Raw genomic sequence first — 12,162 nt, 5'->3', positions numbered from 1 at the left:
ACACCCTTTGCTTCTGTTGGTTTAGTACATACTCTAACGGCAGATAATGGTAAAGAGTTTGCTGAGCATCAAGCCATTGCAAAAGCACTGAATTGTGACTTTTACTTTGCAGACCCTTATGCTTCTTGGCAACGTGGATTGAATGAAAATACAAATGGCTTAATACGTCAATACTGCCCCAAAGGTTCATGCTTTAAGCACTTAGATGATGAGCATTTTGAATTCATTATGCATCGTTTAAATAACCGACCTAGGAAAACACTTGGAATGAAAACACCAAATGAAGTATTGTTTGAAGAATTACAGGCTGTTGCACTAGCAAGTTGAATCCAAGGTATTCATTGCTCATAATGTTTTTTTCCTGTAACTGACTGAGTAGTATAACTATAAACTAAATTCGTAGGAGATGTCATTGAGTGGATTTTGGTGGGTATTACTTATTGTGGTATTAATACTTTTTCCTATGAGCATGTTAAAACCAACTGCTAGGCAAAAAGAACAAATAAGACTAAGAGAAAAGGCGCGTGAGCTAGGTATTAGGGTAGACCTAGTGCCTCATAGAGTGAATGATGAAATTAAGCTAGAAGGTGCTGGTTATCGCTGGTTAAGGCCTGCTGATGCACCAGCTTTGGCAGGTTACTTTTGTTTGTTAAAAAAAGAAGAGGGTAGGGATAGAGGAGACTTGGTGTTTCCTGATTGGCAGTTAGCCAGCGGAAAGTTAAATTTTCTATCTTTACAGCAGCAAGCCAGCTTAGCTGATTGGTTAACTCTACTACCTAAAGATGCTTTTGCAGTAGAGCTGGGTTCTGCAACCCTAGTTCTTTGGTGGCGCGAGCGAGAAGTGCAACTAGATTTAGATACCTTGAATGCAAGTGCGCTGCATTTTTTAAATCTTAATCAATAAATATAAAAAAACCGCCTTGATTGCCCAAGGCGGTTCTTTTTGGCTAGCTAGTTAAACAGCGCCTTGTTCTATCATGGCATCAGCTACTTTACGGAAGCCGGCAATGTTAGAGCCTAAAACCAAGTTAGTTGGGTCATTAAATTCTTTAGCTGTTTCAGCACTACGCTCAAAAATACCACACATAATGGACTGAAGATGACGGTCAACCTTTTCAAAGTCCCAAGAGGTCATACTGGCATTTTGCGCCATTTCTAGTTGGCTGGTTGCTACACCACCTGCGTTAGCAGCTTTACCAGGACCGTAAGCAATTTTAGCCTCTATAAATAGATCCATAGCTTTGGCAGTGGAGGGCATGTTGGCGCCTTCACTCACACAGATAACACCATTAGCTAGTAGCGCTTTAGCATCAGCTTCAGTTAACTCATTTTGGGTAGCTGAAGGGAAGGCTGCCTGAGCTTCAAAGCGCCATACTGCATGACCATCTTTAGGGTAGTCAGCCACAGGGATGTACTGGGCGCTGGCATGGGTTTTTAGGTATTCTTCTAAAGAGACACCACGCACTTCTTTTAAATCTTTTAAAAGTGCTAGGTCGATGCCTTCTGCATGGTAAATAGTACCTTGCGAGTCTGAACAAGTAACGGGCTTAGCACCTACCTGGTAAAGCTTTTCAATAGTATAGATAGCAACGTTGCCCGCGCCTGAAACTAGGCAGGTTTTACCATCTAGGCTGTCACTCACACTATTAAGCATATTCTCTGCAAAATACACCGCGCCATAACCGGTGGCTTCAGTGCGCACTAATGAACCACCCCAGCTCAAGCCTTTACCGGTTAATACACCCTCATAGTTACCTGTTAAGCGCTTGTATTGACCATATAAATAACCTACCTCACGACCACCCACGCCTATATCGCCCGCTGGCACATCTGTTGTTGCGCCAATGTGGCGATACAGTTCACTCATGAAGGCTTGACAGAAGCGCATGATTTCAGCATTGGAGCGGCCTTTGGGGTTAAAGTCAGAGCCACCTTTACCGCCACCAATAGATAAGCCGGTTAACGCATTTTTAAATACTTGTTCAAAGCCCAAGAACTTAATAATCCCAGCATTAACACTCGGATGAAAGCGTAGGCCACCTTTGTAAGGACCCAGCGCAGAGTTAAATTGAATACGATAACCTTTGTTGACCTGAACCTTACCTTGATCATCTAACCAGGTAACCCGAAATAAAATTTGGCGCTCAGGCTCAATAATACGCTCAACAATATTGGCATCAAGGTAGCGCTTGTCCGACTCAAGCAAGGGTCGTATAGATTCCAAAACCTCTTCAGCCGCTTGATAAAATTCGGTTTGTGCAGGGCTGCTTTTTTGCAGACGGTTTAAGGTCTCTTGTACGTAGGGCATGATGTTTCCTTGATGGTAGAGTTACTAGAGTGCTGACTTAGAAGAAGCTGTATTTAATAGCTTATTGGAAGCGCTACAATTTTTTTGACGATGCAATATAGCTTATAAATGAGTTATGCGTCTAGGGTATGCGCTATGCCGATTCGGTATAGGTGGGCTTAGGAAAAACTAAAATAGCTCAGGAAACCTAGGGTTTAACCTGAGCTAAAAGTTTTATTGGTTTGTTAGGTTGGTAAGCAGTTGAATTAAAAGCTTGTTTTGATCATCTGTACCCAAGGTGATGCGTAAAAAATCATGGATGCGTGGTTGATTGAAATGGCGAACTAGCAAGGCGTTTTCTCTTAACTTTTGCGCTAACCAGGCACCTTCATGCTTAGGATGGCGTGCAAAAACAAAGTTTGCGCTAGAAGGTAAAACCTCAAAACCCAGCTGGTTAAGTGCTTGAGTTAGCTTTTCACGCGCAGAAATCACCTTTCTACAAGCAGTATTAAAGTAGTCTTGATCTTCAACGGCGGCAATGGCACCTGCTAAGGCTAGTCTGTCTAAAGGGTAGGAATTAAAGCTATCTTTTACACGAATTAAACCTTCAATTAATTCAGGCTGACCCACTGCAAACCCAACCCTTAAACCTGCTAAAGCCCAAGACTTAGAGAAGGTTTGAGTCACTAATAGGTTGGGATAGTCTTTAACCAAAGCAACCGCAGATTCAGCACCAAAGTCAACGTAAGCTTCATCCACTAAAATAACCGTGTCTGGATTATTATCGAGAAGCTGACGAATTTCGCTAAGTGGTAGTGCTATGCCTGTGGGTGCATTGGGGTTGGGGAAAATAATGCCACCCTTAGGGCGGTTATAGTCAGCTAAATTAATATTAAAGTTTTGATCTAGCGGAATTTGTTCATAATTAACCTGATACATTTGGCAGTAAACAGGGTAGAAACTATAGCTAATGTCAGGGAAAAGCAGCGGCTTGTCCTGCTTTAATAGCGCTTGAAAAGCTAGTGCTAAAACTTCGTCAGACCCATTGCCCACAAAAATATGGTCAGCAGGCAAGCCCGTGTGTTTAGCCAAAGCTTGCTTTAAATCTTGTGCTTGCGGATCTGGATAAAGTCTTAAGGTATCATTGGCAGCCTGCTTGATAGCCTCATAGACTTTGGGCGAGGGGCCATAAGGGCTCTCGTTAGTATTTAGCTTAGTTAAATTAGGGATTTTAGGTTGTTCGCCAGGCACATAGGGTGTGAGTTGGTGAACAAGTGGACTCCAGAAGCGGCTCATAGCAAACCTTTAAATTAGGTGAATCAAATTAAACAAAGAGAGAAGATTAAACCCTATGTCAGCAAAAACTCAACGGCTAGACAAGTTTTTAACCGCAACAACAGATCTTACACGTAGTTTAGCCAAAAAAGTGCTGCATCGAGGTGAAGTCACCGTTAATGGTGAAGTTGTTAAGAATGCAGCACAACAAATACAACCCACAGACAAGGTTAGTTGGCTAGATGAACCTTTAGAGTTGGTCGGCTTGCGCTACATTATAATGCATAAACCCTTGGGTTATGAGTGCAGTAATAAAAGTAGTCATAACCCCCTTGTTACAGACTTGTTGGAAGGGTTAGTTAATAAAGAGCGGGTTCAGCCAGTGGGTCGTTTAGATGTTAATACTTCAGGTTTGCTCTTGTTGACCGATGATGGACAGTGGCTGCATCGAATTATCTCTCCTAAATACCGTAAAGCAAAAGTTTACCGAGCCAGCTTAGCAGAGCCTTTGGTTGCGGATGCAGAAGCTAGAATAGCTGAAGGTTTGCAGCTAGATGGAGAGGAGCAGTTAACCTTGCCTGCAACATTAAAACGCTTAACGTCACAGTTGGTACACCTTACCTTGACAGAAGGGCGTTATCATCAAGTAAGACGTATGTTTGCTGCTTTAGGCAATCATGTAGAAGCGCTGCACCGTGAAGCAGTAGGAAACTTGTGGTTAGATGAAAATCAACTAGAGCCAGGGCAGTGGCGAGAGCTAACAGAAGCGGAAATGGCTTTAATTGCTGAAAAATAAAAGGAATAAAAATGAAAAATCGTCTCTTGCTTGAACTAGAAGGGCTACGCAAAGACATTAATAGAACGATTATTAATCCCTTAGTGCCAGAGCTGGCGCTGAATGACCTTGAGCCTATCATAACCATGGTAGCTTGTGCCCGTGCAAACTATGTTAAAGCCTTAATTGACTTAGCAGCAGATGTGAAGGATGCTGCGCCTAGCCTTGAACAAGCAAAGGAATTACAAGATCGTCGCATGGTGTTTGAAGAACTAGTCGATGCAATGAATGCTTTAGAAACCGTTATTCAGCGTGAATACATGGATGTAATAACCAAGCCAAAACCTAATGCAAATCAAGGCTGAAGCAAGTAATTAACAAGTTCGCACCAAGATTGCTTAGTCTAAACTCTAGCCTTCTAGTGAAGCTATGTTAGAATGCGCGCCGATAATAACGACCTAAGTACAGGATTAGATGACTTATGGCTTCAACCCTAGCCTTTATATTTCCCGGGCAGGGCTCCCAGCAGTTAGGGATGCTCTCAGAGTTAGCTGAGCGCTACGCAGTTGTACGCTCAACTTTTGAAGAAGCGTCGACCGCGCTTGGATACGATCTTTGGCACCTAGTACAAGAAGGGCCTGCTGAAGACTTAAATCGAACAGATATAACCCAGCCAGCCATACTTGCTGCTAGTGTTGCGGTATGGCGTGTTTGGAAAGAACTAGAGGGTGCCCCTCCAGCTTGGCTAGCAGGCCACAGCTTAGGTGAGTACTCAGCCCTGGTCTGTAGTGGTGCCATGAGCTTTGCCGACGGTGTGCGTCTAGTGCGTACCCGAGGTGAGTTTATGCAGCAAGCAGTGCCTAGTGGGCAGGGTGCTATGGCCGCTATTTTGGGTTTAGATGCAGAAAAAATAGAAGAAGCCTGTGCTTCAGCAGCACAAGGTGAAATTGTTTCTGCGGTTAACTATAATGCGCCAGGCCAAATTGTTATTGCCGGTAATGTTGCTGCGGTTGAACGAGCAATTTTAGCTTGTCAGCAAGCAGGTGCGCGTAAAGCTATGCCTTTACCTGTTAGCGTACCTTCGCACTGTGAGCTAATGCGTCCAGCAGCAGAGAAGCTAGCCGATGAGTTAAACTTAATTCAACTCAGTAAGCCACGCGTACCTGTTGTGCAAAATGTTCATGCAACACCCGAAACAGATGTCACGGCAATACGAGCTAACCTAGTTGAGCAGCTTTATCGTCCAGTACGCTGGATAGAAAGCATTGAGTTTATGGCTGAGCAGGGTGTTGATACCTACGTTGAGTGTGGACCAGGCAAAGTGCTAGTAGGTCTTAATAAGCGTATTGTTAAAACAGCCAGATCCTTAGCGGTGAATGACCCTAACTCAGTTCAAGCTGCTTTAGATTTATTGCGTGCTGAGTAATAGAGGAAATAATATGACTCAACAAAGTCTTGCAGGAAAAATTGCCCTAGTAACCGGCGCTAGTCGCGGTATCGGGCGTGCTGTTGCCTTAGAACTAGGTCGCTTAGGTGCTACAGTAATAGGCACTGCAACCAGTGAAGCAGGTGCCGCAAGCATTAGCGAAGGCCTAGAGGCTGCTAAGGTGGCAGGTCAAGGCAAGGTGTTGAACGTAACAGATGCAGCATCTGTTACCGACCTTCTTAAAGCCATTACTGAAGAGTATGGTGCGCCTTTAATACTGGTTAATAATGCAGGTATAACCAAAGATAACTTGATGATGCGCATGAAAGATGAGGAATGGGATGCTGTTATAGATACCAACCTCAAGTCTGTTTATCGCACCAGCAAAGCTTGCCTAAGAGGCATGACTAAAGCACGCTGGGGTCGCATCATTAATATCAGCTCTGTAGTCGCTACTATGGGTAACTTGGGGCAGGCTAACTATGCAGCGTCTAAAGCTGGTGTAGAAGGCTTTACTCGATCTCTAGCCAGAGAAGTGGGTTCGCGTAATATTACGGTTAACTCAGTAGCTCCAGGTTTTATTGCAACAGACATGACAGAAGTATTACCAGAAGCTCAAAAAGAACTTCTAGTAAAGCAAATACCTTTAGCACGTTTAGGTCAGCCAGAAGAAATAGCAGCAGTTGTTGGTTTTTTAGCCACTGAACCTGCAGCCTATATTACTGGTGAGACGCTACACGTGAATGGCGGCATGAATATGCGCTAGAATTCATCGGAGTAGACTGTTTTAACTTAAAAATTAATTTTTTGGTTGCAACAGTCTGTTTCGGTTTATAAACTACTGTGCAAATTTAAGAGCAATAGCACAGCAAGATTTTAACCAGGAGTAATGAAACATATGAGTACCATCGAAGAGCGCGTAAAAAAGATCGTCGCTGAACAACTAGGTGTTAAAGAAGGTGAGATTCAAAACTCTTCCTCTTTCGTCGAGGATCTAGGCGCTGATTCTCTGGACACTGTTGAGCTGGTTATGGCTCTTGAAGAAGAATTCGAGACCGAAATCCCAGACGAAGAAGCTGAAAAGATTACTACTGTTCAAGAAGCTATGGACTACGTCACAGCTAACCAGTAAGTTTTCTTGGACATGAGTCTGATACAAGTAGCTAGTTTTTAGTTACCTGTTAAAAACCGCTTCGCCTTTTGGTGCAGCGGTTTTTTATTTTATGGGATATAATCCCCGATAATTTCAAGAATTACTGAATTGCAGAGGAGAAGGGCATGTCGCGCAGACGAGTTGTGGTTACAGGTATGGGGCTAGTTAGCCCGTTAGGAACTAACCTAGATGATTCCTGGCAAGGCATTCTTGCTGGCCGCAGCGGTGTAGCGCCCATTGAAGGATTTGATACTTCCGCCTTTACCACTCGCTTTGGTGCTCAGGTAAAAGGTTTTGAAGTTGAAGACTATATGCCAAGAAAAGATGCCCGCAAAATGGACTTATTCATTCAGTACGGCATGGCAGCTGCAATTCAGGCTATATCCGATTCAGGCTTAGAAACCACAGAAGACAATGCAGACCGTATTGGTTGTGCAATAGGTTCAGGGATAGGTGGGTTACCTATGATTGAAAAAAACCACGAATCCCTACAAAAGGGCGGACCTAGAAAAATCTCCCCCTTCTTTGTACCTGGCTCTATTATTAATATGATTTCTGGCAACCTTGCTATACGTTTTGGCTTTAGAGGCCCAAACATTGCCATAACAACAGCCTGTACTTCAGGAACCCACAATATTGGCTATTCAGCACGTACCATCGCTTACGGTGATGCTGATGTTATGGTTTGTGGTGGTGCAGAAGCAGCCAGCACACCTTTAGGATTAGGTGGTTTTGCCGCAGCTCGCGCCTTGTCTACTCGTAACGATGATCCACAAACCGCCAGTCGCCCCTGGGATAAAGACCGTGATGGTTTTGTTTTAGGTGATGGTGCAGGTGTGCTAGTGCTAGAAGAATACGAACATGCCAAAGCCCGAGGCGCTAAAATTTATGCTGAGCTAACAGGCTTTGGTATGAGTGATGATGCTTATCACATGACCCTTCCACCCGAAGATGGTCGCGGTGCAGCGGCGGCTATGCGTAATGCTATTCGAGATGCAGGCTTTAATGCTGATGTCATCAGTTATATCAATGCCCATGGTACTTCAACACCAGCAGGTGATTTAGCAGAAAGCCGTGCTGTTGAATCAGTGATGGGTGCAGCTAGCAAGGTAGCTGTGAGCTCAACTAAGTCGATGATAGGCCATCTATTAGGTGCTGCAGGTGCTGTTGAAGCAGTTTTCTGTATTCTGGCTATTAGAGATCAAGTTGCGCCACCTACTATCAATTTAGAGAACCCTCAAGAAGGCTGTAATCTAGATTATGTACCTAAAGAAGCGCGTCAAATGAAAATTGACCATGCACTCACTAACTCCTTTGGGTTTGGTGGAACCAACGGCAGTCTAATTTTTAGTAAAGTTTAACTTGATGACTGCTTTGCCACCCATGCTGCTAGATGGTCGTCAGCCAACAGCCAGTGATTTAGATTGGCTCTTGGCTAGCCGAGCTTTAGCTTTTGGTGAGGGTGTTTTTACCACCCTCAGAGTTACTCAAGGCCAAGCTGTTTTTATAGAAGATCACTTGTGGCGTTTACAAAAAGGGTTGGCGTCACTGCTGTATTCAACAGAAACTTTTGACTGGCCTTTGTTAAAGCTAGAAATAGACGACCTAGCTCAAGCCTTACAAGAAGGTATGTTAAAAGTTATGCTTTTAGCTGGCCCTGGTGGTGTGGGCTACCGTCGAGCTAAACACCAAGCCTGGCACCGTTTTATACATCCTCGCCGTCTAACTGTAAATCAGTCAGCCTATCAAGGCATTGCTTGCTGGTGGCAAGCCTGTCCTGGCAGCAACCCAGAACCGGCAAGTAAGCACCTTAACCGTTTAAGCCAAATTCTAGCCAGTGAGGGTTGCCCAGACACCTTTTTAGAAGCCTTACAGTACAATGTAAAAGGCGAGGTGAGCGAAGCCATAGCAAGGAATGTGTTTTGGTATAGTCAAGGTGCTTGGCACACCCCCTCCTTAGCAAGCGGTGCCCTAGCAGGCGTTATGCGGCGACAGTTGTTACAACACCTAACAACTGATCAAGTAATAGAAACTTCAGCAGGATTAGCAGAGCTTCAACAAGCAGAAGAAGTGTTTGTTTGTAATAGCCTGCAAGGTATTTGGCCTGTGATCCGCCTTGAAGACACCAGTGGCACGCTAGCTCATTGGTCAGTCGGGCCACAAACCCAACAACTTATGGCAGCTTTCCATCCTTTGTTAGGTCTGCCACTTAACTAATTGGCAAAAGATGATAAAAAAAATTGTTTTCGCCTTGCTTGTTTGTTTATTACTAAGTATTTCAGCAAGCGCCTATTGGTTTAATCAGCAGCTAAACCAACCACTTCAGCTAGACTCAGCTCGCATCTTAGACATCACACCAGGTCGAAGTTTTATAGGTCTACTTAATCAGTTAGAGCAAGAAGGTGTTATTGATAGCAGTCTCCCTATGCGTATTTGGTTAAGGCTAACAGATGATCCAGGTGTTATACGTACGGGTGAGTATCAGTTACAACCCCCAATGACCCTGACTCAGTTGTATAAAAAACTACAAGTGGGTGAAGTGGTCACCTATAAAATAACCCTGGTCGAAGGGTCGACCTTTAGCGATATGCGAGAAACCCTAGCTAAAGCAGAGAAGCTAACCAGCACCACAGCAGACTGGTCAGAAGCCAAAATTATGGAAAACTTAGGTCAGCCCAATGAAGCTGCCGAGGGTTGGTTTTTTCCTGATACTTATACCTATAGCAAGGGCATGCAAGATTTAGACTTAATGCGTCAAGCCAACCTCACTATGCAAGAATTGCTTAAAGACGTTTGGGCTAGTCGCGTTAAAGGCTTACCCTATAAAACACCTTACGATGTGCTTATTATGGCCTCCATAGTTGAACGGGAAACTGGCGCACCCCATGAGCGAGAAGATATAGCAGGGGTGTTTGTTAGGCGCTTGCAAAAGGGTATGCGTTTGCAAACCGATCCCACTGTTATTTATGGTATGGACAAAAACTACCAAGGTAAGATTACCCGTCGTAACCTACGCGAACCTTCACCTTGGAATACCTATACGATGCATGGTTTACCGCTCACTCCTATTGCCCTACCTGGTGAAGCAGCATTAAGAGCCAGCGTAAACCCTGCTCAGGGTAAAGCCTTATACTTTGTTGCCAGAGGTGATGGCACCCATAAGTTTTCTGCTACCCTAGCGGAACACAATCTAGCAGTAAAAAAATACCAGCTTAAGCGTCGTGAAGATTATCGCTCATGGCCTGCGCCGACCAGTGAACAGGAAACGAATAATGAGTGAACAAAAAGGCCGCTTTATTACCCTGGAAGGGGGAGAAGGGGTAGGTAAAACCACCAATATCAATTTCATTACCGCCCAACTCGATGCAGCTGCTATTCCCTGGGTAAAAACTCGCGAACCAGGTGGAACCCCCTTTGCAGAGGCAGTTCGTAATCTACTCCTAGCCAGTGACACAGATGCGCCCAGCCATTTAACCGAGCTATTACTCATGTTTGCTGGGCGAGCAGACCACCTAGATAAAGTTATACGCCCTGCTTTAGCTAAAGGCATTTGGGTTATTTGCGATCGTTTTACTGATGCCAGCTATGCTTACCAAGGTGGGGGGCGTGGGCAAAGTGAAACTCAGTTAGCTTTACTAGAAAAGCTAGTACACAGTGATCTACAGCCAGACCTCACCCTTTTGCTTGATATGCCTGTTGAAGCAGCATCACTCAGGGTTGATAATCGAGGCCAGCAAAGGGATAGGTTTGAACAAGAACAGCTCGATTTTTTTCAACGTGTTCGAGATGCTTATTTACAAAGAGCGCACCAACACCCGTTGCGCTTTCGATTAGTTGATGCCTCATTAAATTTAGAAGCCGTTAAAACGCAGGTGGGCGAATACCTAAAACCACTCATAGATGAAGCCTTAGCAACAAGAAGTTCAGTATGAAGCCTTTTCAATCCATGCCTTGGCACGCACTAATATGGCGACAATGGCAGCAACAAATACAAGAGCGACAGCTTCCACATGCCTTATTGCTCACTGGCTTGCCGGGTTTAGGTAAGCGTACTTTAGCTAGAGCCCTAGCCTATTTTGTTTTATGCACTAATCATCAAGGCCAACAGTCTTGTGGGCACTGCCGTTCATGCCACTTTATAGAGGCAGGTTTTCATCCAGATTTACTTACATTAGAACCAGAGGCAGAGGGCAAGGCAATTCGAGTGGACCAGGTACGAGAGATGACCACTCAAATGCAAAAAAGCTCTCAGCAGGGCGGTTATAAAGTAGTGTTGATTTGGCCAGCAGAAGCGCTGAATATTAATGCTGCTAATGCCTTATTAAAAACCCTAGAAGAACCTGAACCGCAAACGCAGTTTATTTTGGTTAGTGATCAGCCATCTAGTCTACCAGCAACATTACGCAGCCGTTGCCAGATATGGCCTGTTGCTCCACCTAGTTTAGAAGAGGGTGAAGCCTGGTTAAAGCCCCAGCTAAGTGAAGAGCAGCAACCTTTAGTGCTATTAAAAGCAGCAGGTGGGCGACCTTTGGCAGCCCTTAAGTTAGCCACGCCAGAGGCAGAAGAAAGACGTCACCTACTAGGGCAGGTGATGGAAAGCCTTGTTAGGGGAGTTAACCCCATAGAGCAGGCTGTTAAGTTAAAGGCCCTAGCCTTACCTGCACTACTAACCAGCTTACAAAGTTGGTTGGCCGATAGTTTAAGGTATGGTTTATTAGGTAAAGAAGGAGTCCAGGATGTACGGCAGCTTTCCCTGTATAGGCAGCTTTATGAACTAATGGGTCAGCGTAGTTTACTGAACTTAGAAAAAGAGCTACAAGCCATGCATCATCAACTGCACACCAACCCTAATGTTGACTTGTTTTTAGAAAGTCTACTTATAAGGTTAACCCAGGAGCTACACCATGAGTGAAATCAAACCTTTAACACTCGTGTTAAAAGACAAGCAAGCACTGAAAGCCCACTATATGCCGTTCTTAAAGCGGGGTGGGCTGTTTGTTCCCACCAGTCGAGTGATTCGCCCAGGAGAAACAGTGCAAATTAATTTACAGCTACTCGATGAAGCAGAGCCAATTCTAGTCGTTGGTAGTTTAGCTTGGCGTACCCCCGTTGGTGCGCAAGGGCGTAAAATTCCTGGTATAGGCGTGCATTTTTCAGAAGATGAAGATTCCCCCAGACATTACATAGAAGAACTTTTAGCAGGCTTACCCGGTAACGATAAGCCGACTCACACGATTTAATTTTTA

15 protein-coding genes are annotated in these 12,162 nt (G+C 44.5%); 13 read left to right on the top strand and 2 right to left on the bottom strand.

Going from position 1 to position 12,162, the window contains the following annotated elements:
* A partial coding sequence (locus tag BP27_RS0110475; RefSeq protein WP_027851516.1) for an IS30 family transposase occupies window positions 1-327 on the top strand: 327 nt, incomplete at its 5' end.
* An 85-nt stretch (window positions 328-412) separates the two neighbouring features.
* Window positions 413-904, top strand: a complete 492-nt coding sequence (locus BP27_RS0110470) for a hypothetical protein (protein WP_027851515.1) — start codon at window positions 413-415, stop codon at window positions 902-904.
* A 51-nt stretch (window positions 905-955) separates the two neighbouring features.
* Here BP27_RS0110470 and gdhA read toward each other — a convergent pair whose 3' ends face one another.
* Together gdhA and hisC are read right to left on the bottom strand one after the other, a co-directional pair.
* Window positions 956-2,308, bottom strand: a complete 1,353-nt coding sequence (gdhA, locus tag BP27_RS0110465; RefSeq protein ID WP_027851514.1) for an NADP-specific glutamate dehydrogenase — start codon at window positions 2,306-2,308, stop codon at window positions 956-958.
* A 213-nt stretch (window positions 2,309-2,521) separates the two neighbouring features.
* Window positions 2,522-3,583, bottom strand: coding sequence for a histidinol-phosphate transaminase (gene hisC, locus BP27_RS0110460; RefSeq protein WP_027851513.1), 1,062 nt, complete (start codon window positions 3,581-3,583; stop codon window positions 2,522-2,524).
* Between the two features lie 55 nt (window positions 3,584-3,638).
* Here hisC and BP27_RS0110455 point away from each other — a divergent pair, with 55 nt between their 5' ends.
* The 11 genes from BP27_RS0110455 (at window position 3,639) to BP27_RS0110405 (ending at window position 12,156) form a co-directional block, all read left to right on the top strand.
* On the top strand, window positions 3,639-4,358 hold the full coding sequence (locus BP27_RS0110455) for a pseudouridine synthase (RefSeq protein WP_027851512.1): 720 nt from the start codon (window positions 3,639-3,641) through the stop codon (window positions 4,356-4,358).
* 11 nt (window positions 4,359-4,369) lie between these two features.
* Window positions 4,370-4,702 (top strand): hypothetical protein, encoded by a 333-nt coding sequence (locus BP27_RS0110450; protein ID WP_027851511.1) that lies wholly within the window; start codon window positions 4,370-4,372, stop codon window positions 4,700-4,702.
* A 116-nt stretch (window positions 4,703-4,818) separates the two neighbouring features.
* The gene (fabD, locus tag BP27_RS0110445; protein ID WP_027851510.1) at window positions 4,819-5,763 is read left to right on the top strand and encodes an ACP S-malonyltransferase; all 945 of its coding nucleotides are present in this window, start codon (window positions 4,819-4,821) and stop codon (window positions 5,761-5,763) included.
* A 13-nt stretch (window positions 5,764-5,776) separates the two neighbouring features.
* The gene (gene fabG, locus BP27_RS0110440) at window positions 5,777-6,529 is read left to right on the top strand and encodes a 3-oxoacyl-ACP reductase FabG (RefSeq protein ID WP_027851509.1); all 753 of its coding nucleotides are present in this window, start codon (window positions 5,777-5,779) and stop codon (window positions 6,527-6,529) included.
* Between the two features lie 132 nt (window positions 6,530-6,661).
* A complete protein-coding gene (gene acpP, locus BP27_RS0110435) occupies window positions 6,662-6,895 on the top strand; it encodes an acyl carrier protein (protein ID WP_027851508.1) in 234 nt (77 codons plus the stop codon).
* 146 nt (window positions 6,896-7,041) lie between these two features.
* A complete protein-coding gene (gene fabF / locus BP27_RS0110430; protein ID WP_027851507.1) occupies window positions 7,042-8,277 on the top strand; it encodes a beta-ketoacyl-ACP synthase II in 1,236 nt (411 codons plus the stop codon).
* Between the two features lie 4 nt (window positions 8,278-8,281).
* Window positions 8,282-9,133: an aminotransferase class IV gene (locus tag BP27_RS0110425; protein ID WP_027851506.1), complete on the top strand. Its 852-nt coding sequence runs from the start codon at window positions 8,282-8,284 to the stop codon at window positions 9,131-9,133.
* Between the two features lie 10 nt (window positions 9,134-9,143).
* On the top strand, window positions 9,144-10,196 hold the full coding sequence (gene mltG / locus BP27_RS0110420; RefSeq protein WP_036240055.1) for an endolytic transglycosylase MltG: 1,053 nt from the start codon (window positions 9,144-9,146) through the stop codon (window positions 10,194-10,196).
* Entirely contained in the window at window positions 10,189-10,848 is a 660-nt protein-coding gene (gene tmk, locus BP27_RS0110415; RefSeq protein ID WP_027851504.1) for a dTMP kinase, read from the top strand. Before mltG ends, tmk begins: the two co-directional genes overlap by 8 nt.
* Window positions 10,845-11,828, top strand: a complete 984-nt coding sequence (locus tag BP27_RS0110410) for a DNA polymerase III subunit delta' (RefSeq protein ID WP_027851503.1) — start codon at window positions 10,845-10,847, stop codon at window positions 11,826-11,828. Before tmk ends, BP27_RS0110410 begins: the two co-directional genes overlap by 4 nt.
* A complete protein-coding gene (locus tag BP27_RS0110405) occupies window positions 11,821-12,156 on the top strand; it encodes a PilZ domain-containing protein (RefSeq protein ID WP_027851502.1) in 336 nt (111 codons plus the stop codon). Before BP27_RS0110410 ends, BP27_RS0110405 begins: the two co-directional genes overlap by 8 nt.
* Window positions 12,157-12,162 lie beyond the last annotated feature (6 nt).

Source organism: Marinospirillum insulare DSM 21763 (assembly GCF_000686905.1).
In the GTDB taxonomy this organism is placed as follows: Bacteria; Pseudomonadota; Gammaproteobacteria; order Pseudomonadales; family Halomonadaceae; genus Marinospirillum; species Marinospirillum insulare.
The sequence above is the reverse complement of the archived record's forward strand: the minus strand, read 5'-3'. Positions and strand labels throughout refer to the sequence as shown.

Coding starts and splice junctions, on each gene's coding strand:
- BP27_RS0110455 (WP_027851512.1), top strand. CDS start 3,639: ATGTCAGCAAAAACTCAACGGCTAGACAAGTTTTTAACCGCAACAACA.
- BP27_RS0110425 (WP_027851506.1), top strand. CDS start 8,282: ATGACTGCTTTGCCACCCATGCTGCTAGATGGTCGTCAGCCAACAGCC.
- BP27_RS0110410 (WP_027851503.1), top strand. CDS start 10,845: ATGAAGCCTTTTCAATCCATGCCTTGGCACGCACTAATATGGCGACAA.
- fabD (WP_027851510.1), top strand. CDS start 4,819: ATGGCTTCAACCCTAGCCTTTATATTTCCCGGGCAGGGCTCCCAGCAG.
- mltG (WP_036240055.1), top strand. CDS start 9,144: ATGATAAAAAAAATTGTTTTCGCCTTGCTTGTTTGTTTATTACTAAGT.
- fabG (WP_027851509.1), top strand. CDS start 5,777: ATGACTCAACAAAGTCTTGCAGGAAAAATTGCCCTAGTAACCGGCGCT.
- BP27_RS0110405 (WP_027851502.1), top strand. CDS start 11,821: ATGAGTGAAATCAAACCTTTAACACTCGTGTTAAAAGACAAGCAAGCA.
- hisC (WP_027851513.1), bottom strand. CDS start 3,583: ATGAGCCGCTTCTGGAGTCCACTTGTTCACCAACTCACACCCTATGTG.
- BP27_RS0110450 (WP_027851511.1), top strand. CDS start 4,370: ATGAAAAATCGTCTCTTGCTTGAACTAGAAGGGCTACGCAAAGACATT.
- acpP (WP_027851508.1), top strand. CDS start 6,662: ATGAGTACCATCGAAGAGCGCGTAAAAAAGATCGTCGCTGAACAACTA.
- gdhA (WP_027851514.1), bottom strand. CDS start 2,308: ATGCCCTACGTACAAGAGACCTTAAACCGTCTGCAAAAAAGCAGCCCT.
- fabF (WP_027851507.1), top strand. CDS start 7,042: ATGTCGCGCAGACGAGTTGTGGTTACAGGTATGGGGCTAGTTAGCCCG.
- tmk (WP_027851504.1), top strand. CDS start 10,189: ATGAGTGAACAAAAAGGCCGCTTTATTACCCTGGAAGGGGGAGAAGGG.